This window comes from Pseudomonas sp. FW300-N2A2 (genome assembly GCF_017351735.1).
In the GTDB taxonomy this organism is placed as follows: Bacteria; Pseudomonadota; Gammaproteobacteria; order Pseudomonadales; family Pseudomonadaceae; genus Aquipseudomonas; species Aquipseudomonas migulae.
The window spans coordinates 213,443-238,332 of record NZ_JACNDU010000005.1 but is presented as its reverse complement, the minus strand read 5'-3'; the positions used below and the strand labels follow the sequence as shown (position 1 = coordinate 238,332).

The 24,890-nt window shown below is 58.8% G+C and carries 22 protein-coding genes, 4 tRNA genes and 1 pseudogene; 7 read left to right on the top strand and 20 right to left on the bottom strand.

All coding sequences use genetic code 11. From position 1 onward, the window contains the following. Positions 1 to 38 precede the first annotated feature (38 nt). On the top strand, positions 39 to 329 hold the full coding sequence (locus J4E42_RS10275) for a DUF1654 domain-containing protein (RefSeq protein WP_008037577.1): 291 nt from the start codon (positions 39 to 41) through the stop codon (positions 327 to 329). Between the two features lie 4 nt (positions 330 to 333). Next, complete coding sequence (locus tag J4E42_RS10270; protein ID WP_008028239.1) at positions 334 to 1,023, top strand: endonuclease; 690 nt, start codon at positions 334 to 336, stop codon at positions 1,021 to 1,023. A gap of 101 nt (positions 1,024 to 1,124) precedes the next feature. Here the strand turns inward: J4E42_RS10270 and J4E42_RS10265 are convergent, their stop codons facing one another. Next, entirely contained in the window at positions 1,125 to 1,490 is a 366-nt protein-coding gene (locus J4E42_RS10265) for an SPOR domain-containing protein (protein ID WP_207285160.1), read from the bottom strand. Between the two features lie 250 nt (positions 1,491 to 1,740). Between J4E42_RS10265 and csrA the strand changes: the two genes are divergently transcribed. Further along, on the top strand, positions 1,741 to 1,932 hold the full coding sequence (csrA, locus tag J4E42_RS10260; RefSeq protein ID WP_008028241.1) for a carbon storage regulator CsrA: 192 nt from the start codon (positions 1,741 to 1,743) through the stop codon (positions 1,930 to 1,932). 182 nt (positions 1,933 to 2,114) lie between these two features. Here csrA and J4E42_RS10255 read toward each other — a convergent pair whose 3' ends face one another. Continuing rightward, positions 2,115 to 2,570, bottom strand: a complete 456-nt coding sequence (locus tag J4E42_RS10255) for a DUF2214 family protein (protein WP_192226585.1) — start codon at positions 2,568 to 2,570, stop codon at positions 2,115 to 2,117. 239 nt (positions 2,571 to 2,809) lie between these two features. On the opposite strand from J4E42_RS10255, the gene J4E42_RS10250 reads away from it, so the two are divergent. Beyond that, the gene (locus J4E42_RS10250; protein WP_081500183.1) at positions 2,810 to 3,757 is read left to right on the top strand and encodes an SGNH/GDSL hydrolase family protein; all 948 of its coding nucleotides are present in this window, start codon (positions 2,810 to 2,812) and stop codon (positions 3,755 to 3,757) included. Between the two features lie 247 nt (positions 3,758 to 4,004). Here J4E42_RS10250 and J4E42_RS29700 read toward each other — a convergent pair. Continuing rightward, positions 4,005 to 4,106 (bottom strand): annotated as a pseudogene (locus J4E42_RS29700) (glycoside hydrolase family 19 protein); the annotation flags it as partial. A gap of 81 nt (positions 4,107 to 4,187) precedes the next feature. Between J4E42_RS29700 and J4E42_RS10245 the strand changes: the two are divergent. Beyond that, entirely contained in the window at positions 4,188 to 5,210 is a 1,023-nt protein-coding gene (locus J4E42_RS10245) for an acyltransferase (protein ID WP_207285159.1), read from the top strand. A gap of 544 nt (positions 5,211 to 5,754) precedes the next feature. On the opposite strand, the gene J4E42_RS10240 is transcribed toward J4E42_RS10245, so the two are convergent. Next, positions 5,755 to 5,831: transfer RNA gene (locus J4E42_RS10240), tRNA-Val, on the bottom strand. Positions 5,832 to 6,014: 183 nt separating this feature from the next. Here J4E42_RS10240 and J4E42_RS10235 point away from each other — a divergent pair. After that, positions 6,015 to 7,298, top strand: a complete 1,284-nt coding sequence (locus tag J4E42_RS10235) for an FAD-binding oxidoreductase (protein ID WP_192226372.1) — start codon at positions 6,015 to 6,017, stop codon at positions 7,296 to 7,298. Positions 7,299 to 7,351: 53 nt separating this feature from the next. Here the strand turns inward: J4E42_RS10235 and J4E42_RS10230 are convergent, their stop codons facing one another. The 15 genes from J4E42_RS10230 to truA form a co-directional block, all read right to left on the bottom strand. After that, the gene (locus tag J4E42_RS10230; protein WP_207285158.1) at positions 7,352 to 9,754 is read right to left on the bottom strand and encodes a TonB-dependent receptor; all 2,403 of its coding nucleotides are present in this window, start codon (positions 9,752 to 9,754) and stop codon (positions 7,352 to 7,354) included. 67 nt (positions 9,755 to 9,821) lie between these two features. Beyond that, entirely contained in the window at positions 9,822 to 10,769 is a 948-nt protein-coding gene (locus tag J4E42_RS10225; protein WP_207285157.1) for a FecR domain-containing protein, read from the bottom strand. Then, positions 10,766 to 11,275 (bottom strand): sigma-70 family RNA polymerase sigma factor, encoded by a 510-nt coding sequence (locus J4E42_RS10220; protein ID WP_008037616.1) that lies wholly within the window; start codon positions 11,273 to 11,275, stop codon positions 10,766 to 10,768. The genes J4E42_RS10225 and J4E42_RS10220 overlap by 4 nt, the downstream gene beginning before the upstream one ends. Positions 11,276 to 11,523: 248 nt before the next feature. Continuing rightward, positions 11,524 to 11,600: transfer RNA gene (locus J4E42_RS10215), tRNA-Asp, on the bottom strand. Between the two features lie 102 nt (positions 11,601 to 11,702). Next, positions 11,703 to 11,779: transfer RNA gene (locus tag J4E42_RS10210), tRNA-Asp, on the bottom strand. A gap of 54 nt (positions 11,780 to 11,833) precedes the next feature. Further along, positions 11,834 to 11,909, bottom strand: a tRNA-Val gene (locus J4E42_RS10205). A 234-nt stretch (positions 11,910 to 12,143) separates the two neighbouring features. After that, the gene (locus J4E42_RS10200) at positions 12,144 to 12,917 is read right to left on the bottom strand and encodes an SDR family oxidoreductase (RefSeq protein ID WP_008028269.1); all 774 of its coding nucleotides are present in this window, start codon (positions 12,915 to 12,917) and stop codon (positions 12,144 to 12,146) included. Then, positions 12,914 to 14,125: an O-succinylhomoserine sulfhydrylase gene (locus J4E42_RS10195; protein WP_192416852.1), complete on the bottom strand. Its 1,212-nt coding sequence runs from the start codon at positions 14,123 to 14,125 to the stop codon at positions 12,914 to 12,916. Before J4E42_RS10195 ends, J4E42_RS10200 begins: the two co-directional genes overlap by 4 nt. 132 nt (positions 14,126 to 14,257) lie before the next feature. Beyond that, complete coding sequence (purF, locus tag J4E42_RS10190) at positions 14,258 to 15,763, bottom strand: amidophosphoribosyltransferase (RefSeq protein ID WP_007935163.1); 1,506 nt, start codon at positions 15,761 to 15,763, stop codon at positions 14,258 to 14,260. Positions 15,764 to 15,804: 41 nt separating this feature from the next. Further along, positions 15,805 to 16,365 carry a CvpA family protein gene (locus J4E42_RS10185; RefSeq protein WP_008028275.1) on the bottom strand — a complete coding sequence of 187 codons (561 nt, stop codon included), beginning with the start codon at positions 16,363 to 16,365 and terminating at the stop codon, positions 15,805 to 15,807. A 99-nt stretch (positions 16,366 to 16,464) separates the two neighbouring features. Further along, positions 16,465 to 17,130 (bottom strand): SPOR domain-containing protein, encoded by a 666-nt coding sequence (locus J4E42_RS10180; protein WP_207285156.1) that lies wholly within the window; start codon positions 17,128 to 17,130, stop codon positions 16,465 to 16,467. Next, positions 17,114 to 18,421, bottom strand: a complete 1,308-nt coding sequence (folC, locus tag J4E42_RS10175) for a bifunctional tetrahydrofolate synthase/dihydrofolate synthase (protein WP_008037626.1) — start codon at positions 18,419 to 18,421, stop codon at positions 17,114 to 17,116. Before folC ends, J4E42_RS10180 begins: the two co-directional genes overlap by 17 nt. Continuing rightward, positions 18,418 to 19,338, bottom strand: a complete 921-nt coding sequence (gene accD, locus J4E42_RS10170) for an acetyl-CoA carboxylase, carboxyltransferase subunit beta (protein ID WP_008028281.1) — start codon at positions 19,336 to 19,338, stop codon at positions 18,418 to 18,420. Before accD ends, folC begins: the two co-directional genes overlap by 4 nt. 209 nt (positions 19,339 to 19,547) lie before the next feature. Continuing rightward, complete coding sequence (locus J4E42_RS10165) at positions 19,548 to 20,171, bottom strand: phosphoribosylanthranilate isomerase (protein WP_008037628.1); 624 nt, start codon at positions 20,169 to 20,171, stop codon at positions 19,548 to 19,550. A gap of 63 nt (positions 20,172 to 20,234) precedes the next feature. Next, the gene (gene truA, locus J4E42_RS10160) at positions 20,235 to 21,059 is read right to left on the bottom strand and encodes a tRNA pseudouridine(38-40) synthase TruA (RefSeq protein WP_032828713.1); all 825 of its coding nucleotides are present in this window, start codon (positions 21,057 to 21,059) and stop codon (positions 20,235 to 20,237) included. A gap of 191 nt (positions 21,060 to 21,250) precedes the next feature. Here truA and J4E42_RS10155 point away from each other — a divergent pair, with 191 nt between their 5' ends. Then, complete coding sequence (locus J4E42_RS10155; protein WP_207285155.1) at positions 21,251 to 21,910, top strand: M24 family metallopeptidase; 660 nt, start codon at positions 21,251 to 21,253, stop codon at positions 21,908 to 21,910. A 188-nt stretch (positions 21,911 to 22,098) separates the two neighbouring features. Here the strand turns inward: J4E42_RS10155 and J4E42_RS10150 are convergent, their stop codons facing one another. Continuing rightward, positions 22,099 to 24,738, bottom strand: a complete 2,640-nt coding sequence (locus J4E42_RS10150; RefSeq protein WP_207285154.1) for a FimV/HubP family polar landmark protein — start codon at positions 24,736 to 24,738, stop codon at positions 22,099 to 22,101. Positions 24,739 to 24,890: the final 152 nt, after the last annotated feature.

Sequence of the window (24,890 nt, the reverse complement as noted above, 5' to 3'; positions counted from 1 at the left end):
TGTCAGAGGATTTTCTTGAATTTTAAGCAGTTGCGAAAATGCCTACAGTTAAATACTGTATGCACGTACAGCTTAATAAGGACAATTCCGTGGCCACCACCTCTGCCTCTCCTGATGCCTATGTACGCATGGGTATGCGCGTTCAGAAAATCATCAACTCCCCCACCGCCCAGAAAGCCAAGGCGGCCCTGATCTTCCGACTTCCGGACGAGCCAGTGGATGAGTGGGAGCAACTACTCGAAGAAATCGACGAAAACGACAACGTCACCCTCGCCTACCGCGACGATGGCGGTGTGCAGATTTTCTGGGTTGTGCCGAAGGAAGATTGAGTCAATGAGTGTCCGTTTTTTTGCTTTGCTGTTTTTGCTCTTCGCGATGGGCGCGCAAGCTGACGCCCCGCGCACCTTCAACGAAGCCAAGAAAGTCGCCTGGAAGCTGTACGCCCCGCAATCCACCGAGTTCTATTGCGGCTGTAAATACACCGGCAACAAGGTGGACCTGTCGGCCTGCGGTTATGTGCCACGCAAAAATGCCAAGCGCGCTTCGCGCATCGAGTGGGAGCACATTGTCCCCGCCTGGCAGATCGGCCATCAGCGCCAATGCTGGCAGGAAGGCGGGCGCAAGAACTGCACGCGCTACGACCCGACTTACCAGAAGGCCGAGGCCGACTTGCATAATCTGGTGCCGAGCATCGGCGAGGTGAATGGCGACCGCAGCAATTTCAGTTTTGGCTGGTTGCCGGAGCAATCGGGTCAATACGGTTCATGCCTGACCCAGGTCGACTTCAAGGCAAAAAAGGTCATGCCCCGCCCTTCCATTCGCGGCATGATCGCCCGGACGTACTTTTACATGAGCAAGCAGTACGGTTTGCGCCTGTCGAAACAGGATCGGCAACTGTACGAAGCATGGAACAAAACCTATCCGGTACAGGCCTGGGAACGTCAGCGCAATCAGAGCGTGGCGTGCGTGATGGGGCGCGGCAACGAGTTTGTCGGGCCGGTGGACATGAAAGCGTGCGGCTAAGCACTTGTTGAAAACAAAAAGGCCTGGGGTTGAAAGCCCCAGGCCTTTTTCGTTTTCAATCGTGCTGCTGGCGCCCAAGCGTTTGGGCGGCCGATGACGCCTTACTGAGTCACCGAATGCTCGATGACCAGCAGTTCGATGTTCTGTTTTTTCGCCCGGGTCAGCGCCGCGCGCACTTCTTCCTGCTTGGCTTCAGCTTCGGCTTTGGAATTGAATGGCCCCATCAGGATGCGGGTCTTGCCATTTTCCTTGATCACGCTGGAAACGAAACTGTGCTCGATCAGCCAGCCACTCAGGTCGCTGACAGCCTGGGTTATTTCACCTCGCACTTCCAGATCCCACTGCGGCGCAGATACCGCCGCTGGCGCTGCCGCCACGGCTGGCTGCGGCTTTGGCGCATCAGCGCGCTTATCCTCACCGCATCCCGCCAATGCCAGTACTGCGATTACCAAAGCCATTTTGCGCACAACGCTTCCCTCTGAATGCTGAAAGCGGAGATTTTAACACCCATGAATACTTCTCGAGTGCCGCAAAATGGGCGCAAAACAACGAGAATCATGGAGGCGGCCTCTGTATAGTTACGCCTTGGGAATCAATGCAGCATCTGCGCGTCAGAAAGAGGCACCCAAACCGTGAAACTTCGCACTAATCTATAGATACCACCGACCTCTGCACTGTCCGAATCAGGTGCCCTACAAAGCAATCAAGGAGAAGACCATGCTGATACTCACCCGCAAAGTCGGTGAAAGCATAAATATTGGCGATGACATTACGATCACCATTCTGGGCGTAAGCGGCCAGCAAGTCAGAATTGGCATCAACGCCCCGAAAGACGTTGCGGTACACCGCGAAGAAATCTATCAGCGCATTCAGGCAGGCCTGACCGCCCCGGACAAGCCGCAATCCTGAATCCTGCTGCAGTCAGTAGCCAGCCTGTTCGTCCCCGAACCACGGCTGGCTAAAGATTCACGCACAGCGATCACTCCTGCATCCTCCACCCCCGAACGTGAAGCCGATACTACCGGCATGTCTCACGTCATGGCTGTCGGACGTTTCGGATTAAGCCTGGGGAAGTATGCATTCGTACTCGGCTAACCAAACGTCACTCCCCGCGCCATGCCCGTGGCCGCCACGACCATCAACATCACCAGCAGCGCTTCGATATGGCTGATCCGCGCGAACAGCTTCGCACGACTGGCATCAATGGCTGCGCCACGCGCCTGCGCAATCCGCCATTTGATCAGGGTGATCATCGGCGCGATTTCAAGTAGCAGAATCAGTACGAAAAGTGTCATCTTCAGATGAAACAATGGCTGGTGAAGATAGTAGTCAGTGCCCTTTTCGTACCCGGCAAAGGCTCGCATCCCACCGGTGACCAGCAGAATGACCGCTGAAATGCCCCACAGATTATCTGCAATCAAGACGCTGCGCGCCTCACCCAGCCCCGCGGCCAACCGCCGAAAAGCGCTGCCGCGGGTCAGTACGGCCCAGAAACCCAGGGCGTAAGCCAAGAGATGAATCGCCGCAAAAAACCAGTGGGCAAGCATCGAGATACTCCAGTCAGGCTTGAGTTGGATCAGCCTGTCAGTAGTAGCCCATAAAATCGGGGATTGCCCCCTCCCCCACGCGGGAGACGCAAACGAAGAACAGAAAACAAAGTCATTCGCGAGCTGCAAGCAGGTGCAAAGAAGATCCTCACTCAGGCCGGCGCTGCGCTTGTTTGCAATGATGGCCATGTGACAGACACCCGATCATTCTCCTTGTAGACTCCCGCTCATCATTCGGCATGAATCTGATCGCTCCAATGCGCAAAATAATATTTTTCCTCATGCTGTGCGCCTCTACAGCGCAAGCAGCCTGCGAGATGCAACCCACGACCATCGTCGGGAAAACCCTGATTGGGTCTTTTGAGACGAAAAGGCTGAAATCCGACGCGATCAAATTCTCGCCGGAGACCGGCGACATCACTGGCAAGAATGCAGTGTTCGACTTTGACACTCTTTATGAAATGGATTCCGGCAAATCATCTGCGAGATTCCGTGTGGGTGAGGCTTTCCTGATTGACGGGGTTTCTTATGTCGGGAACGTTGAGTGGGAATCCGGAAAAGCTCCGAAAAAAACCGGGATCTACGAGTTTTACGCCCTTAAAACAGAACCCGTGAAAAACGCTAAAACCCTGACGATGGTAGGCGACTCGATTACCTGGTGGAGCTACGGCCGTTATTTCCGTTGCCTGCTCGCCCCAGAGTTGCCTGGAGTGCAGTTTGTAGGGCCTCACACCGATGTAGTTGGTTATGGACATGCCGGTGAAGGTGGCAACAATACCCAGCAAGTCATTGACCGCCTGGACAAAATCAAACCATCCAATTATTACTTTGTGCTTGCAGGAACAAACGATTGGAATTTTTGGGCGCCACCGAAAACGATTGAAAACCTGAAAGAGATTGCGAAGGCACTGAACGAAAAAGGCGGACAGGTCATCATCTCTACCCTGCTTCCTCGGCTTGACGAACATGATGCACACAACGAAGAAGTGAACAGATTGTTACTTGCGTGGAATGGCGAGGGATGCGACTGCAAAATAATCGACTTGGGCTCCGAGTTCAGGAAGCTTCCAAACAGCCAAAGCTATTTCTGGGATAACGCAGTCCATCCGAACTTTGAAGGCTATCAAAAGATCACCGAAATACTCGGCACCGACATCCGAAAAACTTTTAATCAAGTCGCTCAGTAACCATCGGCGGCTCCAGGTCCTGGCTTTTGGTCTTCCGACAAATGTAAGCCCACGGCTTACATGAAGGCTAGAGCCGACCTGATGATGTAGCGCGGCGAGGGCTTTGCAAATCGCAGTGTCCAGCCCTGAAACAGGTGTAAATCTTATTCAGGACTAGACACCATCTTGAATCGCTTTGTTGATTGACTGTTGAGGGATTGTTCCTTTTTCGCGCTCCCCGGCTTCGTTCGCCGCTTGCGCCTCAAATTCCGGCATCGGCCGGCACGTTCCGGCTTCTCGTATTCCAGAACCGCGCCGCCGACTTCGCCGCCCACTCGGTCTGTTCCAGCAGCTCAGGCGTCCGCAGCAGAAGATTGACCGTGGGGACCACCAGAGAAGAGGCGGACTTGATCGCTTATCGGTATACTCAATTTTTTCGAATGAAATCGTAATGCTAAATTCAGTTCAGATTCTTAGAGCTCTCGCCGCATGGATTGTAGTATTCCACCACTACATTCAGATTTTCGGTTATGGAAAAAGTAATGAAGTATCAAATATCATCGCGCTATACGGATCTATCGGGGTTGATATTTTTTTCGTAATCAGTGGCTTTGTCATTTTTACTTCTGCCTCCCAGAGACCGTTGACACCTGGAGAGTTTTTCATACAAAGAGCCGCTCGAATAGTACCGGCATACTGGATTTTCACCCTTATTACCGCTGCGACGATTTACTGGGCTCCATCCATAATGCCCTTATTGGGCGTCGATAGCATATCCCTGTTAAAAAGTCTTTTTTTCATTCCCACCCCAAATCCGTCTGGCATAGGAATATATCCGATCCTCACAGTAGGATGGACGCTAAATTACGAAGTGCTTTTTTATGCGATATTCTTTTTATCTCTTTTCCTGCCCCGCGCTCTTCTAGCTCCTGCGATATTTTTCGGGGTTATCATATCGACTTACATATTGCCAAAAATGGGTGGATCGTTCTTATTCTACGGGGCCCCAATAGTATATGAATTCTTGCTGGGGATAATAATCTCCATCATTTACCAGCTTGGGTTACTTAAACGAATCAACCCGATGGCTGCCATTCCTCTGGTAGCAATATCGATTGCAGCAGTAGCATTAATGCCAGACACCGACACTCATGACCCAATGCGGCTTGGGATTCCGAGCGCAATAATCGTGATCGCGATCATATCGCAAGAAAGATATCTTCCTAAACTTTCAATACTTACCAAATTAGGTGATTTTTCGTACTCCACATACCTCATCCATCCGATAGTGATTTGGTACATGCTGAGCGCAAAAAATCACTTTGATTTAAACCTGACGCTTACACTAATAATTACTTGCTCTTTGATTATGGTGTTTTCTTGGTGGAGCTTTGTCTTCATCGAGTTGCCGATTTCGAAGCTTACTAAAAAAAGGGTATTGGAAAGCGCCAGACAGGCTACAAGTCCAACGTAGCCACAGGAATCCATACCAATCTCCGGCCAAGGCACACCCTTGAAAAATGTGTGCCTCCCCTCCCCCTCCAGCCTCAGAGGCTGCCTGGCCTGCTCCAGCTCACGGAGCGGTCGCCACTGGTGCCGCCACGCCTGATCCACTACAAGCCCAAGGCGCGGCGCCGAGAACAGATCGACGCAAAGGACCACCGGGCGTCGGCAACCCCGGACTACCTGACCAAGGAGCTCAGCAAGGCCCCGGATGCAGCGCGCGCCTACGACCATATGCCAGCCGGCGAGCCTCCCCTCTTTTCACGAGATCCGCACTTCAGATGGCTGTACGAGCAGCAAGCTTCCCACAGGAGTACATTCAGGCGTTGATGGGGCATGCGAACGAGAGGATGACTAAGCACTATCAGGAGGGGCACGACGAAAAGAAGATCGAGTACCTGGAGGCAAGTGCCGAATTGGCGTTCTGAGCTGGGAGTTTTTCAAATCGCAGACAACAAAAAAGGGCCCACCTTTCGGTGAGCCCTTCTAGACCGCCCAGCAGAGCGGATTTTGTTTGGTAGGCGCGATTGGACTCGAACCAACGACCCCCACCATGTCAAGGTGGTGCTCTAACCAACTGAGCTACGTGCCTGCTGTGAGGCGGCATTCTACGGAATTCCGGAGGGGTGTCAACACCTTTTTTCGAGCTAACCCTATGAATATGCAAAATATTTAATTTCGCGGCTGCAAGGAAGATTTTGCGGTGGCTGGCGGTCGATTTTTAACTCGGGTAGGATCGATGCACTCGTAAAATATATTAAACAGAGGCAGCAGGATGGCGAACACACCCTACCCAGAGTCCTACTACGCCGCATCGGCCAATGCGGTTCCGCCGCGCCCGGCCTTGCAGGGTGATGTAGAGACTGATGTCTGTGTGATCGGTGCCGGTTACACAGGTCTGTCCTCTGCCCTGTTTCTGTTGGAAAACGGTTTCAAGGTCACGGTGCTGGAAGCCGCCAAGGTGGGTTTCGGCGCATCGGGTCGTAACGGTGGCCAGATCGTTAACAGTTATAGCCGCGACATCGATGTCATCGAGCGCAGCGTTGGCCCCAAGCAGGCGCAGTTGTTGGGGCAGATGGCGTTCGAGGGTGGGCGGATCATTCGTGAGCGGGTCGCCAAATATAATATTCAGTGCGACCTGAAGGACGGCGGTGTGTTCGCCGCGCTCACCGGCAAGCAGATGGGCCATCTGGAATCGCAAAAGCGTCTGTGGGAGCGTTTTGGTCACACGCAGCTTGAGCTGCTGGATCAACGCCGCATTCGTGAAGTGGTTAACTGCGAGCAATACGTTGGCGGCATGCTCGACATGAGCGGCGGGCACATTCATCCGCTGAACCTGGTACTCGGCGAAGCCGCGGCGGTCGAGTCGTTGGGCGGCACTATCTATGAGCAGTCGCCGGCGGTACGCATCGAGCGCGGCGCAACCCCGATAGTGCACACGCCTCAGGGCAGGGTCAGGGCCAGGTTCATCATCGTGGCGGGCAACGCGTACCTCGGTAATCTGGTGCCGGAATTGGCAGCCAAGTCGATGCCGTGTGGAACGCAGGTGATTACCACCGAGCCATTGGGCGAAGCGTTGGCCAAGAGCCTGTTGCCGCAGGATTACTGTGTCGAAGACTGCAACTACCTGCTCGACTATTACCGTCTGACCGGCGACAAGCGCCTGGTTTTCGGCGGTGGCGTGGTGTACGGCGCGCGGGACCCGGCGAATATTGAAGCGATCATCCGACCGAAGATGCTCAAGGCTTTCCCGCAGCTCAAGGACGTGAAGATTGATTACGCCTGGACCGGCAATTTCCTGCTGACCCTGTCGCGTCTTCCGCAGGTCGGACGCCTGGGCGACAACATCTACTACTCCCAGGGTTGCAGTGGTCACGGCGTGACGTACACGCACCTGGCGGGCAAAGTGTTGGCCGAAGCGTTGCGCGGTCAGGCTGAGCGTTTTGACGCGTTTGCCGACTTGCCGCACTACCCTTTCCCCGGCGGGCAATTGCTGCGCACACCGTTTGCGGCGCTGGGCGCCTGGTACTACGGATTGCGAGACAAGTTCGGTTACTAAGCAATACCGCAATATTGTGTGGGAGCGAGCGTGCTCGCTCCCACAGGTTCGATTCAGAAATCGACAGTCGCCGAAAGCAAGTACGTGCGCGGCGTCGACAGCGTCAATCCCGGCTCGCTGTCATCCGAAGCACCGGCCGAACTCCAGTAGCGCTTGCCCGCCACGTTCTCGATGTTGGCGCGCAAGGTGATGTTCTTTTCCTCGACCTTGAACGCATAGCGGGCGCCTACATCAAAACGCTCCCACGAATCGATTTCCTTGACGTTGGACTGGTCCAGATACTGCGAGCTGGAATAGATGCCGCGACTGGTCAGCGTCAGCCCCTGCATGGTCGGCACATCCCACTCGGCGCCGAGGTTGACGTTGTATTCCGGCGTCGCTGGCGCACGGTTACCGTCGAAGGTGCCGTTGGCGGTGTTGGTCAACTCGCTGTCGATGTACATGACACCGCCAAGCAGGCGGAAACCCTTGAGCGGCTCACCGAACACACTCAGTTCCACACCTTCGTTTTGGCGCTTGCCGTTCGGGCCGAAGACGCGGGTCGTGGCGTTGGTTTCATAGGCCGGCTGCTTGATCCGGAACACTGCGGCGGTGACGGCAAACGCACCTGCGTCATACTTGGCGCCAACCTCGACCTGACGGCTGATAAACGGCGGGAAGATTTCGTCCTCGTTCACTGAAGTCGATGGCGCGATCTTGCCCTGGCTCAAGCCTTCCATGTAGTTGGCGTACAGCGACAGCTTGTCGGTTGCCTTGAAGAGGATGCCGCCCGACGGCGAAACCTTTTCTTCATCGTAGGCCGTGTCGCCTTTGACATTGTCAGTCCAGTCATCAACCTTCACCCGCTGCCAGCGGGCGCCGAGGGTCAGCAACAGGCGATCATCGAAGAACCCCAGCGTGTCGGACAGCGCCAGACCGCTGAAGCGGTTCTCGGTGTAGACCTTCGAATCGAGTCGAGTGGGCCTGACAGGCGTCGGCGTTACTACCGGGTTATAGAGGTTGCTGTTGGCCGTGGCATAACGGGCGCCGCCATTTTCAAAGTCCATGTAGAAATAGCTGGCCGCCAGGTTGACCTCGTGACTCACGGGCCCGGTATGGAACCAGTTGCGCACCCCGGCGGTAGCCGTCCGGACACTTTCGTCACGGGTGAAGTCACGGGGTTGAACGCTGAAGTCACCCCGGTTGTTGGTGACCGCAACGGCATGACGGAGGAAGTCATGATTGCTTTCGCGCGCGCCCACACCGCCGTACAGCATCACGTTATCGCTGACATCGAACTCACCGTTCACCGTGCCGAACGTGTCGTTGGTACTCGCCTTGCTCCAGGGCTGCGCATAGTTGTGGCGGACATCGCTGGCATGCGGAACCTGCGCGGTGGCGCCAACTTGCACGCGCTCCTGCGGGGCGTCTGTATCGCGTTCGGTGCGCCCCAGGTCGGTCGAGAGTCGCAGACGCTCACCGCGAAAATCCAGCCCCAGTACGGCCATCTCGCGGTCGACATTCTGGTGATCCCATTCGGTGTCGCCGGACTGTTTTACGCCGTTGAAACGAATGCCGAACTTGTTGTCTTCACCAAAGCGCCTGCCGATATCCACGGCACCGCCGGTCTGGCTGTCGGACGCGTAGTTGCCGGTAAACGAAGTGATCGGCTTGTCGGTCGCGCGTTTGGGCACCACGTTGATCCCGCCACCCACGGCACCTCGCGGCGAGATGCCGTTAATGAGCTGGCTCGGGCCTTTGAGAATATCGACGCGGTCGGCCATTTCCATGTCGATCGTATAGGTCGGCAAAACGCCGTAGAGGCCGTTGTAGGCGACATCACTGTTGAACAGGCTGAACCCGCGAATGGTGAACTGCTCATAGCGCCCACCGGCCGGGTTGGTGGCGCGAACGGAAGGATCGCTGGCGATCAGCTCGCCCAGGGTGCGCGCCTGCAAGTTCTTGACCGCCTCGCTGGTGTAGGTGGTCATGCTGAACGGCGTTTCCATGAAGTCTTTCGAGCCCAGCAAACCTTGCGAGCCGCGACGCGCAACCTGACCGCCCGCATACACCTCGCCATCCGCTCCGCCGGTGGCACCGAGAATCGAGGTCGGGGCCAGTTGCAGACTGCTGCCTTCTGGCGCCGGGGTCAGGATGTACGCCTGCTCGCCCACCGCTTGCAACTGCAGACCGGAACCCTGCAACAGTCGCGCAAAGCCCTCCTCGACCGCGTATTCGCCGGACAGGCCGTTGCTGTTGCGACCGCTGACCAGCGCCGGGTCAACCGAGAGATTGACCCCGGACAACCCGGCGAAACGGGTAAGCGCATCACTCAGGCTGCCGGCAGGCACCTGATAATTGCGTCGGGCACTCTCTTCGGCCCAGCTTGTGGTTACGAACAATGGACTGGCACTCAGGCCAAGCAGCAGGCTCAGGTGCAACAACGGACGCAGACGCGGATAACAAGGTGCAGGCATTGAATTTGCTCTCTTGATTCGTTCACATGCCTTGAATGACAAGCGAGTCGAAAAAAGGGGACAGGCTTTACACACTATTTTTGCGCGGCAGCAACGTGACCCAGTAGCGGGTTCGGGAATGCACCTCCAACGGCAGACTGGCTGCAAGCAGCGCGAGGACGCGATCCGTGTCGTCGAGACGGAAACTGCCGGTGACACGCAGGCTTTCCAGTTCAGGCTCCCAGCGCAGAACGCCCGGTCGGTAAGTGCCGAGTTCGCGCAGGAAATCCCCCAGCGGCTGGTTCTTCGCCATCAGCACGCCTTCACGCCAACCCGGCGCAAGCGCATCGAATGGCGTGATCGCGCCGACACCCGCCGCTTCAAGGCTGACCTGCTGCCCCTCGCGCAATGCCAGTGCCGCCCCATGCAGGGGCTGCAACTGCACGCTACCGTTGAACACCGACACCCGACAGCCCCATGCCTCCTGGCGCACGCAGACTTCGCTTTGACTGAGGATAACGTTGCCGAACTTCGTCTGGATCGTCAGCGGCGCAATGCCCGGCACCTTCAGCGACAGCTCGCCTTCTATCAGCTTCACGCGGCGGTTCTGCACATCCACATCGACGGCACTGGCGGTGTTGAGCTGCAGGGAACTGCCATCGGCGAGCTGCACCTTTTTGCGCTCGCCAGTGGCGGTGTGCAGGTCGGCACGCCAGACGTCCAGAGGCAATTGTCGACTGATCAGCCAAGCCGTCGGCACCAACGCCACGGCGCCCAATGCGCGCCTCAGCACTGCGCGTCGGCCCGGATCAGGACGGTCCAGGCTGCTCAGCGCCAGCGCCGACGGCAGATCGGCGAAACGCTGACGCAAGGCCTGGGCCTTCTGCCAGGCCTGCTCGTGACTGGCGCAGGTGTCGCGCCAACGCTGCAAGTTCGCGCGGTCCTGCTCATTGGCGCCACCAGACTCGAGCAACGCAAGCCATTGCGCGGCAGCCCGGACGGCCTGACGGGGATCGGATGAAGACTGACTGTTCACAGTTCCACCAACAGGCAATGCTCGTAGGCTTGCGCCATGTAACGTTTGATCGTGCGCTCCGACACCCGCAGGCGCTCGGCGATTTGCTGGTAGTTCAAGCCTTCGAGCTGACTCCAGAGAAACGCCCGGCGCACCGCCCTTGGCAGTCCGTCGAGCAGCTCATCCAGTGCTTGCAGGGTTTCCAGCAGAAGCCAGCGCTGTTCGGGTGATGGCGCACAGTCTTCAGGCATCGACGCCAACGCTGCCAGATAGGCTTGCTCAAGGCTGCGACGCTGGTAGAAATTGCTCAGCAGGCGTTTGCCGACGGTCAGCAGATAGGCACGGGGCTCTTGCAAGTCAGCGATGCGCTGAGAGCTGGCGAGCACACGCAGAAACGTATCCTGGCTCAAATCCGCCGCATCACAGCCGTTGCCCATGCGCCTTCTCAACCAGCCTTCCAGCCAGCCACGGTGATCGCGGTACAGGTCGTGGAGGGTTTGCTCCTTCGGCATCGCTGCATCACTCATCTCAAGAAGCCCTGTGCCAAGGAGTTATCGTAAATGAGAGTGATTCTAATTAATGTCAGAGCTACGAAGGAAGCCCTTTATGCAGCGGACGTGCAGAAAGGTCATATGGGTAAGCGTGAAGTGGCATAAAAGCCAAATTTCAGACACAAAAAACCCCGGTCTTTCGACCAGGGTCTTTGCTATCGACTCGAAGATCACCAGAGGCTTCTTCGTAGCTCCAAGGCGTTCAGTGGGCCTTGAGGCAGATATGGCGCAGCGGACGGGACTCGAACCCGCGACCCCCGGCGTGACAGGCCGGTATTCTAACCGACTGAACTACCGCTGCGTATCGCTTTGGACTTGCGTCCTAACTCGTCTGATTGAAGCTTCGAGACTTTTCAATCTCTCTTTCAATCTCAAATCAGGGATAAACCTGACTTGGAAAATATGGCGCAGCGGACGGGACTCGAACCCGCGACCCCCGGCGTGACAGGCCGGTATTCTAACCGACTGAACTACCGCTGCGCGTCGGTGGAGGCTTTTCAGCTTCCCTCCTGCTTTCGCAAGAGTCTCAAGAAGTGGTGGGTGATGACGGGATCGAACCGCCGACATTCTGCTTGTAAGGCAGACGCTCTCCCAGCTGAGCTAATCACCCTTTGCTTCTCTGAGGCCGCGAAATTTACGCACCTAACGAAGCTAAGTCAATAGCAGGATTGAAGTTTTTCTGAAAAAGACAAAATCGTGTCATCCCCGGGGATGTGCGCGGCCGTCAGACCGCTTCGCGAGCAGGCTCGCTCCCACAGTGGGCCGCGTTTTTAATGTGGGAGCGAGCCTGCTCGCGAAGAGGCCGGCACATTCGGCATCAATGCAGAAGACCGCCCCCGCACTGCTATTCGCTGTAAATCATCTTCTTGGTCATGCCGCCATCGACCACAAACTCCTGGCCCGTGACGAAACCCGCATTCTTCGACAGCAACCAGGCAACCATCGCCGCCACGTCCTCGACCGTCCCTACCCTGCCCGCCGGATGCTGCGCATGGTCAGCTTCGGTGAGGGGTTCGGCACGCCGCACCCCAGGGTCTCGCGCATCGATCCAGCCAGGGCTGACGGCGTTGACGCGAATTTCCGGCCCAAGACTGATTGCCAAGGCGTGAGTCAAGGCCAGCAGTCCGCCCTTGCTCGCCGCATAGGCCTCCGTGTCGGGTTCTGACTGCCCGGCGCGGGTCGAGGCCAGGTTGACGATCGCACCGCTGTGAGCACGCAGGTACGGCGCACAGTGCTTGGCCAACAGCATCGGCCCGCTGAGGTTTACCGCCAGCACCCGATTCCAGTAAGCCAGATCGAGGCTTTCCAGGGTGATGTTATGCGGATCGGCCACTGCCGCGTTGCACACCAGCGCATCCAGACGCCCGAACTGCCCCAGCACTTCGGCGACACCCAACGCCACCTGCCCTTCGTTCGAGACGTCCATGGCGATGAACCAGGCGTTGTCGCCCAGCACCTTCGCCACTTTCGAACCACGCACCCGATCCAGGTCCGTCAGCACCACCTGCCAGCCTTCGCTGATCAGCCAGGCCGCAATCCCCAAACCAATGCCTCGCGCAGCACCGGTGACCAGTGCAACGCGACCATTGGAAGCGGACGATGTGGACAACTCGATCACAAGGCAGCCAACCCGCGCGCCAGATCAGCCTGCAGGTCGGCCACGTCTTCCAGACCGACCGCAATGCGGATCAGGCTGTCACGAATGCCCGCTGCTTCACGCTCTTGCGGCGCCAGACGGCCGTGGGAGGTGGTGCTCGGGTGGGTGATGGTGGTCTTGCTGTCGCCAAGGTTGGCGGTGATCGAAATCAATCGGGTTGCATCGATAAAGCGCCACGCGCCCTCTTTACCGCCCTTGACCTCGAAACTCACCACGGCGCCGAAACCTTTCTGCTGACGCTGTGCCAACGCGTGTTGCGGATGGCTTTTCAGGCCGGCGTAATGGACTTTCTCGATACCGTCCTGCTGCTCCAGCCACTCGGCCAGTTGCTGGGCATTGGCGCAGTGCGCCTTCATGCGCAGGTTCAGGGTTTCCAGGCCTTTGAGGAAGATCCATGCGTTGAACGGGCTCAAGGTTGGCCCGGCGGTGCGCAGGAAGCCGACCACTTCTTTCATCTGCTCGCTGCGACCGGCCACTACGCCGCCCATGCAACGGCCCTGGCCGTCGATGAACTTGGTCGCCGAGTGCACGACGATGTCCGCGCCCATCTTCAGCGGCTGCTGCAGCGCAGGCGTGCAGAAGCAGTTGTCGACCACCAGCATCGCGCCTTTGGCGTGAGCGATTTTCGCCAGTTCGGCGATATCCACCAGCTCGGCCAGTGGATTGGACGGCGACTCGACAAACAGCAACTTGGTGTTGGCCTTGATCGCCTCGTCCCAGCCGGACAGATCCGCCAGAGGCACGTAATCGACTTCGATGCCGAAGCGCTTGAAGTACTTCTCGAACAGGCTGATGGTCGAACCGAACACGCTGCGCGAGACCAGCACATGATCGCCGGCGCTGCACAGACTCATCACCACCGCCATGATGGCGGCCATGCCAGTGGCGGTGGCCACGGCTTGCTCGGCGCTTTCCAGAGCGGCAATGCGCTCTTCGAACGCGCGCACGGTCGGGTTGGTGTAGCGCGAGTAAACGTTGCCCGGCACTTCCCCGGCAAAACGTGCGGCCGCGTCGGCGGCGGTACGGAATACATAGCTGGAAGTGAAGAACATCGGATCACCGTGTTCGCCTTCCGGCGTGCGGTGCTGACCGGCGCGTACGGCCAGGGTATCGAACGCTACGCCTTCGAGGTCGCTGTCCAGCCGACCGGCATCCCAATCCTGACTCATGCTGTCACTCCTTGCCCTACTCGCTAATAGATACAAAAACGGCCTGTAGGAGCATGGCTTGCCCGCGAAGGGGCCTTTGGGAACACCAAAAGCTTCGCGGGCAAGCCTCGCTCCTACAGGCCGCGCGTTTACTCAGTTGTTGTACAGATCAATGATCGCGCTGACTGCCTGCGTCTTGACCTTGGAGGCATCGTTGCGTGCCTGCTCGATCTTGTTCAGGTAAGCCTCGTCGACGTCGCCGGTCACGTACTGGCCGTCGAACACCGCGCAATCGAACTTGTCGATCTTGATCTTGCCGCCACCGACCGCTTCGATCAAGTCAGGCAAGTCCTGATAGATCAGCCAGTCTGCGCCGATCAGATCCGCGACGTCCTGGGTCGAACGGTTATGGGCGATCAGCTCGTGGGCGCTCGGCATGTCGATGCCGTAGACGTTCGGGTAGCGAACGGCCGGTGCCGCGGAGCAGAAGTAGACGTTTTTTGCGCCAGCTTCGCGGGCCATCTGGATGATTTGCTTGCAAGTGGTGCCGCGAACGATCGAGTCATCCACCAGCATCACGTTCTTGCCGCGGAATTCCAGTTCGATGGCGTTGAGTTTCTGGCGTACGGATTTTTTCCGTGCCGCCTGGCCCGGCATGATGAAGGTCCGGCCGATATAACGGTTCTTCACGAAGCCTTCGCGGAACTTGACGCCCAAGTGGTTCGCCAGCTCCAGCGCAGCGGTACGGCTGGTGTCCGGAATCGGGATAACCACGTCGATGTCGTGATCCGGACGCTCGCGCAGGATCTTCTCGGCGAGCTTCTCACCCATGCGCAGACGGGCTTTATAAACCGAGACACCGTCAATGATCGAGTCCGGACGCGCCAGGTAGACGTGTTCGAAGATGCACGGAGTCAGGGACGGGTTGGTCGCGCACTGACGGGTGTGCAGCTTGCCGTCTTCAGTGATGTAGACCGCTTCGCCCGGTGCCAGGTCGCGAATCAGGGTGAAACCGAGCACGTCCAGGGACACGCTTTCGGAGGCGATCATGTACTCGACGCCTTCGTCGGTGTGACGCTGACCGAAAACGATCGGACGGATGCCGTGCGGGTCGCGGAAACCGACGATGCCGTAACCGGTCACCATCGCCACGACAGCGTAACCACCGACGCAACGGTTGTGCACGTCAGTGACGGCAGCGAACACGTCTTCTTCGGTAGGCTGCAACTTGCCACGCTGGGCCAGTTCGTGCGCGAACACGTTGAGCAGCACTTCCGAATCGGAATTGGTGTTGACGTGGCGCAGGTCAGATTCGTAAATCTCCTTGGCCAGCTGTTCAACGTTGGTCAGGTTACCGTTGTGCGCCAGGGTGATGCCGTAAGGCGAGTTGACGTAGAACGGTTGAGCTTCGGCCGAGGTCGAGCTGCCCGCGGTCGGGTAACGCACATGGCCAATGCCCATGTGACCGACCAGACGCTGCATGTGACGCTGATGGAACACGTCACGCACCAGGCCATTGTCCTTGCGCAGGAATAACCGGCCGTCATGGCTGGTCACGATACCGGCAGCGTCCTGGCCGCGGTGCTGGAGGACGGTTAGCGCGTCATACAGCGCCTGATTGACGTTCGACTTACCGACGATACCGACGATGCCACACATGCGACGCAACCCCTACTTAATGGATCTGAACTGAACACAACTCACTGAGGCGTTTTGGCCGTCGGCAAGAGGTGCTCCTTGAACGGTATTTCAGCGGGTACGCTGATACCGCTGGCAAGCCACTGACTGCTCCACCCGAGAATCAGGTTTTTGGACCAGTCTGCGACCAATAGAAATTTTGGCACGAGTTGCGACTGTTGCCACCACCCGTCCTGCTGTACCGGCCCCAGGCTCAACAGCCCGACCGCCACGACCACCAGCAACACGCCACGCGCGGCGCCGAAGGCCATGCCGAGGAATCGATCGGTCCCGGACAACCCGGTGACGCGAACCAATTCGCCGATAAGATAATTGATCATTGCGCCTACGATCAGCGTGGCGACAAACATTATTGCGCAGCCCGTGATCACACGTGCCGATGGCGTTTCGATGTATCCGGCGAGGTATTCGGACAATGCACCACCGAACATCCAGGCGACGACTCCTGCGATGATCCAGGTCACCAGCGATAATGCTTCTTTGACGAAGCCGCGGCTCAGACTGATCAATGCGGAGATGGCGACGATTGCAACGATCGCCCAGTCAACCCAGGTAAATGGCACAGTGCAGCCTACAGACGGATAAGGCGGCGCATTTTAGCAGAGCCCATGCTTATCGGTAAGCTGCGATTGTCAGTGCATTTCAAATCGGGTCGATAGTTTTCAACCGCGCTCAGGCTGGAAGCGCACCACAAAACCCTTGAGGTTCTGCTGGCGGTTCAACAAGTCACGCAGACGATCGGCTTCCGCACGCTCGATCAACGGCCCTACGAACACCCGATTCTTGCCGTCAGCCGTGCGAATGTAGGCATTGTAGCCTTGGCTACGCAGGGTTTTTTGCAGGTTTTCTGCGCTGGCACGGCTCGACAGGCTGGCCAGTTGCACCGACCAGCTGACCGACAGGCCATTGGCGTCGACGCGGCTTTGAGTAGTATCCGGCTTACCCGGTGCGGCGGTAATCGGCTGGCTCGGCGCAGTCGTCGGTTTGTTGACCGGAGCCGGTGCCGGAGGCGGCGTTACCGGTTTTGCGGCAGGCGCAGGCGCGACGGGTGCAGTCGGCGCGTTCGGCATTACGGGCTCTTCCTGCTGCGCGATGTCGTCATCACTCGGCACAGGCTCCTGCGGCAAGACTTGCGGCTCAGGCACCGCCACCGGCTCAACCTGCACCTGCGGCACCGAAGGCGCTTGCGGGGCGGCTGGCGCTTCGACCGTCACCTGACGCTGCTCATCCTGACGGGAAAACAGCATCGGCAGGAAAATCACCGCCAGCGCCACCAGCACCAGGGCGCCGACCATGCGCTGTTTGTAAGCCTTATCCAGCAATGCCATTTGCCGCTTCCTCCGTGGAGCGCCGGGCCAGCCATTCAAGGGCCTCGGCAACACAATAAAATGATCCGAACAACAGAATTTCGTCGTCGCTCGTCGCCAGCGCGCACTGCCCTTCCAGGGCGGCGGCCACGCTGTCATAGGACGCGACTGAAGCACCAAGGTTGTGCAACACCCCGTGCAAATCGGCGACCGGTCGCGCCCGCGGAGAATCCAGCGGCGCAACAGCCCAGTGCTGGACACTAGCATTCAATTCGCCGACAACACCATCCAGATCCTTGTCCGCCAGCAATCCAAACACCGCCAGACGCTTGCCGGCCGGTGGTCGGCTCGCCAAACGACGGGCCAGGTACTCGGCGGCGTGAGGGTTATGCCCCACATCCAGCAACAGGTTCAGACGCTTGCCCTGCCAGTCGAACTGGCGGCGGTCGAGGCGACCGACCACCCGCGTGGCTTTCAGCGCATCAATAATCTGCGCATCGACCCAAGGCAAACCAAGCAACAGGTACGCCTGCAACGCCAGCGCGGCGTTTTCCATCGGCAGATCGAGCAACGGCAGATCATGCAACTCGACTACACGCCCTTGAGCGTCAAGACCGCGCCATTGCCAGTTGTGATCGGTGACACCAAGGTCAAAATCGCGTCCCCGCAGGAAAAACGGGCAAGCCAGCTCGCGCGCCTTGTCCAGCAGAGGTTGAGGAGGATTCAGGTCGCCACAGAGCGCAGGCGCGCCCTGGCGGAAGATGCCGGCCTTTTCATAGGCCACTGACTCACGGGTGTCGCCCAGATAATCCGCGTGATCCACGCCGATGCTGGTCACCAGCGCCATGTCGGCATCCACCACGTTGACCGTGTCCAGCCGCCCGCCCAGACCGACTTCCAGCACCACGGCATCCAGCGCTGACCGTTGAAACAGCCAGAACGCCGCCAGGGTGCCCATTTCGAAGTAAGTCAGGGAGGTTTCGCCACGCCCTGCCTCTACCGCAGCAAAGGCCTCGCACAGCTCGGCATCCGTCGCTTCGACGCCGTTGACCTGCACCCGCTCGTTGTAACGCAGCAGGTGCGGAGAATTGTAGACACCAACCTTCAGACCCTGCGCCCGCAGCAATGAAGCCACGAATGCGCAGGTGGAACCCTTGCCGTTGGTGCCGGTGACCGTGATCACCCGAGGCGCCGGCTTGCCCAGCCCCATGCGGGACGCTACCTGTTGCGAGCGCTCAAGGCCCATGTCGATGGCCGAAGGGTGCAACTGCTCAAGGTAGGCGAGCCACTCGCCAAGGGTGCGTTGGGTCATATGTTTGCAGGCACCGGCGGAACGACGATCGGCTCGATTGGCGCGGCAACGAATTTCGGCGTCGGCTTGCCGGTCAGTTGCGCCAGCAGGTTACCCAGGCGCGGACGCAGTTCCTGACGGTGAATGATCATGTCGATCGCACCGTGCTCCAGCAGGAATTCGCTGCGCTGGAAGCCTTCCGGCAGCTTTTCGCGAACGGTTTGCTCGATCACGCGTGGACCGGCGAAGCCGATCAGGGCTTTCGGCTCACCGACGATCACGTCACCAAGCATCGCCAGGCTGGCGGAGACGCCGCCGTAGACCGGATCTGTCAGCACGGAGATGAACGGGATGCCTTCTTCACGCAGACGCGCCAGTACCGCAGAGGTCTTGGCCATTTGCATCAGGGAAATCAGCGCTTCCTGCATCCGCGCACCACCGGAAGCGGCGAAGCAGATCATCGGGCATTTGTTTTCCAGGGCGTAGTTGGCGGCGCGTACGAAGCGCTCACCGACGATCGCACCCATGGAACCGCCCATGAAGGAGAATTCGAAGGCCGAAACCACCACTGGCATGCCCAGCAGGGTGCCGCTCATGGAGATCAGTGCGTCTTTCTCGCCAGTCTGCTTTTGCGCAGCGGTCAGGCGGTCCTTGTACTTCTTGCCGTCACGGAATTTCAGACGGTCGACTGGCTCCAGGTCCGCACCCAGCTCGCTGCGGCCTTCGGCGTCGAGGAAGATGTCGATACGGGCGCGGGCGCCGATACGCATGTGGTGGTTGCACTTCGGGCAAACATCCAGGGTCTTTTCCAGCTCCGGACGATACAGCACAGCCTCGCAAGACGGGCATTTGTGCCACAGACCTTCAGGCACCGAGCTCTTCTTGACCTCGGAACGCATGATCGAAGGGATCAGTTTGTCTACTAACCAGTTGCTCATGCTTTCTTTCTCCAGTACCGGCGGCCCGAACGCTCTGGTTCGCAGCCCCGCGTATGCCCTTGAGCTAAATTCATGTGTGTGGCGATGATCGGTGGGTGGCCGGGTCAGTGAAGCGTGACCTGCGTACAACCCATCAATCCTCAGCCGTGCCTGCTTTGTGCAGCGCAGTGCATTTTGGGACGGCGGCAGTCTGCCAGCCGTCACATCAACTACTTGCTGCTGCGTACTGCGTTAATGAATGCCTGAATCTTTGCGTGATCCTTGATGCCTTTGCTCGCCTCTACTCCACCACTGACGTCCACGGCGTAAGGCCGAACCCGGGCAATCGCTTCGCCGACGTTATCCGGCGTCAAACCGCCCGCCAGGATGATCGGCTTGCTCAAGCCTTGCGGTATCAGAGACCAGTCGAACGCTTCGCCGGTTCCGCCAGGGACGCCTTCAACGTAGGCGTCCAGCAGGATACCGCTGGCACTTGGAAACGCATTGCATGCCGCCGCAATGTCGTCGCCCGCCTTGACCCGCAGCGCCTTGATGTACGGCCGATGCCAGCCTTCACAGTCGGCAGCGGTTTCGTCGCCATGGAACTGCAACAGGTCCAGCGGCACGGCGTCGAGCAACTCTCCCAACTCGCAACGGCTGGCGTTGACGAACAAACCCACGGTCGTCACGAACGGCGGCAACGCCTTGATGATGTCGCGCGCTTGCTGGAACGTCACAGCCCGCGGGCTCTTGGCGTAAAACACAAACCCGATGGCATCAGCCCCGGCCTCGACCGCCGCCAACGCATCTTCTATGCGGGTAATCCCGCAAATCTTGCTGCGAACGGCTGACATGTCGATAAAACCTCAGGGTAAATCCGAGAAAGTCCCGGATGGTAACAAATGCGTTCGAGGGCGTCAGCCGTCAAGTTCGGTGAAACCGGTCAGGAAGTGTGGGCCAATGTAACGTTCAGGCAATTCGAACTCGTCGCGGTACTCGACCTGCACCAGATACAGGCCGAATGGATGCGCCGTTACCCCGCCGGAACGGCGAATGCGACTCTCCAGCACTTCCTTCATCCACTCCACCGGACGCTCACCGGCGCCGATGGTCATCAATACACCGGCAATGTTACGCACCATGTGGTGCAGGAAGGCGCTGGCGCGGATATCCAGCACGATCATCTTGCCGTGACGCGTGACGCGCAGGTGATGCAGCTCCTTGACCGGCGATTTGGCCTGGCACTGGCCAGCGCGAAAAGCGCTGAAATCGTGGGTGCCGACCAGGTATTGCGCAGCCTCAGCCATGCGCTCGACGTCGAGCGGACGGTGATTCCAGGTAATTTCTTCGTTCAGGTGCGCCGGACGGATCTGATCGTTGTAGATCACGTAGCGATAGCGCCGGGCGATGGCCTTGAACCGCGCATGGAAATGCGCCGGCATGACCTTGGCCCAACTGACGCTGACGTCGTGGGGTAAGTTGATGTTGGCGCCCATGACCCAGGCTTTCATCGACCGCTCGACCTGTGTGTCGAAATGCACCACCTGCCCGCAGGCATGCACGCCGGCGTCCGTGCGCCCGGCGCACAGCAGCGACACGGGTGAGTCGGCAACTTTGGACAAGGCGTTTTCCAGGGTTTCCTGCACCGTGAGCACGCCGGAGGCCTGACGCTGCCAGCCGCGATAGCGAGAGCCTTTGTATTCAACGCCCAACGCGATGCGGAAAAAGCCGTCGGCCGCCATTTCGGCGGCCGGGTTATCTATATTTGCCAAGGAGTGACAGCCTGCTGATCTACGCAAAGGCGGGCATTATAAGGCCGCCGGACCGGGACGCCAGAGGCGTGTGTCGTTTGTGCCGTTGCAGTGTCCATACAGACTTCGCTATATAGATAACTACACAACGAAAAAAAACAGAACACCACCGAGACCTGATGATGAATGCACCTCTCAAAGAAGCCGTCGGCCTGGCGTACAGCCTGGAAGGCATGCTGCACGCCAAACGCAAGACGTGGGAAGCCATCGACGAAATGGCCCGACGCATCAAACCCGGCATGCGTGAGTCCGAGGCGCTGGCCATGAGCCTTGAGGTATTAAACGAACTGGGAATGGACCGCATCTGGCACCCGTCAAAGATCCGCTTTGGCGAAAACACTCTGAAAACCTTCAAGCAACGCTCCGAAGGCGATCCGGTACTGGCCGAGAACGACATTTTCTTTATCGACCTCGGCGTGGTCTGGGATCGCCATGAAGGCGACTCCGGCGCAACGTTCGTCGTCGGTGACGACTCCGAGATGAAGGCGTGCGCGACGGCCGCGAAGACCTTGTTCGATCAGGTTCACGATTACTGGCGAACCCGGCAGGTGGCCGGTCCCGAGCTGTATCGCTACGCCGACGAACAGGCGACGGCGATGGGCTGGAAGCTGAACCTGGAAATCAAGGGACACCGGGTCAGTGATTTCCCCCATGCGATTTATCGTGCCGGGGATCTGGGGAATTTCGAGGAATGTCCGAATGTGGGGTTATGGATTCTGGAAATCCAGATCGCCCACCCTACCCGGCCGTTTGGTGCGTTTTATGAGGATTTGCTGGCCTGACAGTTTTAGCCATTTGTGCTGTTTGATATGGCCCCATCGCGAGCAGGCTCGCTCCCACAGGGTCCTCTGATTTCCTTGTGGGAGTGAGCCTGCTCGCGATGGCTATGCCACTGTGACTATCAATACATTGCTGAAACAAAAACGGCAGCCTCAATGGGCTGCCGTTTTGTTTATGCCTTACCGATCACTCAAGCCAGACGCGAAAGCATTTCCTTGGCTTCGCTCTTCTGACCCGCATCACCTTCGCTGACCACCTCATTGAGGATGTCCCGCGCGCCGTCGGCGTCGCCCATGTCGATGTAGGCCTGGGCCAGATCGAGCTTGGTGGCGACTTCGTCGGTGCCGGAGAGGAAATCGAATTCCGGCTCATCAGCGGCGGAAGCCAATGCGTCTTCGGCAGTGAAGGTCGGCTCGCTAATGCTCTGCGACAGACGATCCAGCTCGGCGTTGACGTCATCCAGCTCAGCGGCAAATGCATCCGGAGCGTCCATTTCATCGGCCAGCGACAGATCGAAATCCGCCGGCAGCTCCAGATCATCCAGCGCGACCTCAGGAGCGGCGGCTGGCACTTCCACGGCAGGCAAGTCCTTGACGTCGTCATCCAGGCTCAACAGGAAATCGTCTTCATCGAGGATCCCTGGCGACGGATCGGCACCGAGGTCCATGTCCAGATCGAAGTCCGACAGGTCGTCGAGGTTTTCCTTGATTTCAGTCTGTTGCTGCAACACCGACTCAAAGCTCAGGTCGTCGTCCAGCGGGAATTCATCCAGTTCGGCCAAAGCCTCTGGTTCTGGCTCAGGCGTCGGCTCAGGCGCAGCCACCACAGGAACGACGTTTTCCAGATCATCCAGACTCAAATCAAACGCGCTGTCGAAGTCGTCATCGGCCAGTGCCGGCGCCGGCTCTTCGGACTCGTCCATCAACAGCTCTTTGACGTATTCGGCGTCCAGTTCGGCAGCGACGGCCGCAGCAGCCAGACCACCCGCCACGACGACCGCCATGGCCGGGAAGCGGCTTTTCAGCTCTTCGACACGGGCGAAGTTTTCGCCGTTGGCCACGAGCTGACGCTCCTGGGCCACGAACGCGTCGCGGTCGCCCTGCTGGCCATAGACTTCCATCAGCTTCAGACGCAGGTCACTGCGCTGAGGCTCCTGCTTGATGCCATCTTCCAGCAACGCAGCCGCCTGATTCAGGCGACCGGCGGCCATGTGCGACTGCGCCTTGGTCAGCACGTCGTCATCACGATCAGCGGCAGGCGCGACCAGTGGCGCGGCAATCGGCGGCATGACCACCACTGGCTCAATGACCGGTGCCGGTGCCGGAGCGGGAGCCGGGGTTGGCGCGGGTGCAGGAGCTGGCGCGGTCGCGAGCTTCACGCTTGGCGGCGGCACTTCCAGACCTTCGAAGCTGCTTTCAGGCAAATCCAGATCAGCGGAGAAATCCTGTTCCTCGGACAAGGCACGGGCCATCCGCAGGTGTTTCTCGGCTTCCTGCTGGGCTTTGCGGCGACGGGCCAGCAACAGCAGCAACAGCAGCAGAACCACTGCCCCACCGCCGACCAGACCCAGCAGCACCGGATTGGTCAGCAGGTCGTTGAATTTCTGATCGTCAGACGCGGCTGGCGCTGGCTCGACAGGCGCTTCAGCCGGAGCTGGCGCTGCCTCAGGAGCGGCCGCCACCGGGGCTGGCGTTACAGGCGCAGGGCTCGGCGTCAATTCGGCCGAGATCGCCGGGGCCGCCGCGACAGCAGCAGCCGGCGCACCCGCAGCACCTTCGGCCTGCATCTTGGCCAGTTGATTGTTCTTCAGCTCGATCAGGCGTTGCAGCTTGTCCAGCTGACTTTGCAGATCGGTCATGCGGCTTTTCAGTTCAGCGTTGTCACGGCGGGTCGTGTCGAGGCTTTCCTGGGCCAGGGCCAGTTTGTTGCTCAAGGCCTTCGCATCACCTGCAGCACCTTTGCCACCGGTCTTGCCGGACTCGGCAGACACCAGGCTCAGTTTGTCCTTGGCAGGCTGCACAGGAGCGCCTTCAGCGCGAGGGCGCTTGGTCGCGTCGAGTTGCTGCTGCCCTGCTCCAGGCTTCGCCACATAGCGACGCCCCTGACGCCACGCAGTGTTCTGCGCAGCGACTTCGGCAATGGCTTTGGGTTGCGGCACGCTGGCGACTTGCGTCTGATCCGGCAGGCGCAGCACCTGACCGGTTTTCAACAAGTTGATGTTGCCGTTGATGAAGGCATCCGGGTTCAGCGCCTGGATGGCCAGCATGGTTTGCTGAACCGAGCCGCCATTGCGCGCCTTCGCAGCGATTTCCCAGAGGGTATCGCGCGGCGTGGTGGTGTATTGGGTCGGCTTGGTAGCGCCGGTCACCGGTGCAGCGACAGTCTGAGTCGGCGCCGGCTGCGCAGCCGCTTCAGCGGTTTGCGGCGAGAATTTGGACGGATCGAGCAGCACGCTGTAATCGCGCAGCAGGCGACCGTTGGGCCACATCACCTGAACCAGGAATTTCACCATCGGTTCGGACAGCGGCTTGCTGGAGGTCACGCGCAAGATGCTTTTGCCACTGGCGTTGAGCACCGGGGTGAAGCTCAGGTCATTGAGAAATGCCTGACGGTCGACACCGGCCTTGGCGAAATCTTCGGGCGACGCCAGGCTCGGCACCAATTCGGCAGCCGTGAGTTCCTTGACGTCGAGCAATTCGATTTCCGCCACCAGCGGCTGGTTCAGCGACGACTTCAGGGTCAATTCCCCGAGCCCGAGCGCATGCGCCATACCGGAGGACAGCGCCGAGGCGGCCGCTATTGCTAACACCAGTTTGCGAACTTGAACCATAGCCTCATCCTTTGTTTGAACATTCCTCGGCCAGCGAGAAGGTGTTGATAGTCGCTGCCGTAAGGCATTGCGCGCGGCGGCGAAGGGTCGTCGCGCGCGATCATTTCTTTCATGCCCCGGAAAGCCTCGCAGGGTGGCTTGCCTTCAGCAAT

Excerpts from the sequence above, each read along its gene's own strand:
- J4E42_RS10250 (WP_081500183.1), top strand. The coding sequence starts at position 2,810 with ATGAATCTGATCGCTCCAATGCGCAAAATAATATTTTTCCTCATGCTG.
- J4E42_RS10270 (WP_008028239.1), top strand. The coding sequence starts at position 334 with ATGAGTGTCCGTTTTTTTGCTTTGCTGTTTTTGCTCTTCGCGATGGGC.
- J4E42_RS10180 (WP_207285156.1), bottom strand. The coding sequence starts at position 17,130 with ATGGCATTGCTGGATAAGGCTTACAAACAGCGCATGGTCGGCGCCCTG.
- J4E42_RS10255 (WP_192226585.1), bottom strand. The coding sequence starts at position 2,570 with ATGCTTGCCCACTGGTTTTTTGCGGCGATTCATCTCTTGGCTTACGCC.
- J4E42_RS10155 (WP_207285155.1), top strand. The coding sequence starts at position 21,251 with ATGAATGCACCTCTCAAAGAAGCCGTCGGCCTGGCGTACAGCCTGGAA.
- truA (WP_032828713.1), bottom strand. The coding sequence starts at position 21,059 with ATGGCGGCCGACGGCTTTTTCCGCATCGCGTTGGGCGTTGAATACAAA.
- J4E42_RS10275 (WP_008037577.1), top strand. The coding sequence starts at position 39 with ATGCCTACAGTTAAATACTGTATGCACGTACAGCTTAATAAGGACAAT.
- J4E42_RS10165 (WP_008037628.1), bottom strand. The coding sequence starts at position 20,171 with ATGTCAGCCGTTCGCAGCAAGATTTGCGGGATTACCCGCATAGAAGAT.
- folC (WP_008037626.1), bottom strand. The coding sequence starts at position 18,421 with ATGACCCAACGCACCCTTGGCGAGTGGCTCGCCTACCTTGAGCAGTTG.
- J4E42_RS10195 (WP_192416852.1), bottom strand. The coding sequence starts at position 14,125 with ATGAGTCAGGATTGGGATGCCGGTCGGCTGGACAGCGACCTCGAAGGC.
- J4E42_RS10220 (WP_008037616.1), bottom strand. The coding sequence starts at position 11,275 with ATGAGTGATGCAGCGATGCCGAAGGAGCAAACCCTCCACGACCTGTAC.
- csrA (WP_008028241.1), top strand. The coding sequence starts at position 1,741 with ATGCTGATACTCACCCGCAAAGTCGGTGAAAGCATAAATATTGGCGAT.
- J4E42_RS10230 (WP_207285158.1), bottom strand. The coding sequence starts at position 9,754 with ATGCCTGCACCTTGTTATCCGCGTCTGCGTCCGTTGTTGCACCTGAGC.
- J4E42_RS10245 (WP_207285159.1), top strand. The coding sequence starts at position 4,188 with ATGCTAAATTCAGTTCAGATTCTTAGAGCTCTCGCCGCATGGATTGTA.
- J4E42_RS10150 (WP_207285154.1), bottom strand. The coding sequence starts at position 24,738 with ATGGTTCAAGTTCGCAAACTGGTGTTAGCAATAGCGGCCGCCTCGGCG.
- accD (WP_008028281.1), bottom strand. The coding sequence starts at position 19,338 with ATGAGCAACTGGTTAGTAGACAAACTGATCCCTTCGATCATGCGTTCC.
- J4E42_RS10235 (WP_192226372.1), top strand. The coding sequence starts at position 6,015 with ATGGCGAACACACCCTACCCAGAGTCCTACTACGCCGCATCGGCCAAT.
- purF (WP_007935163.1), bottom strand. The coding sequence starts at position 15,763 with ATGTGTGGCATCGTCGGTATCGTCGGTAAGTCGAACGTCAATCAGGCG.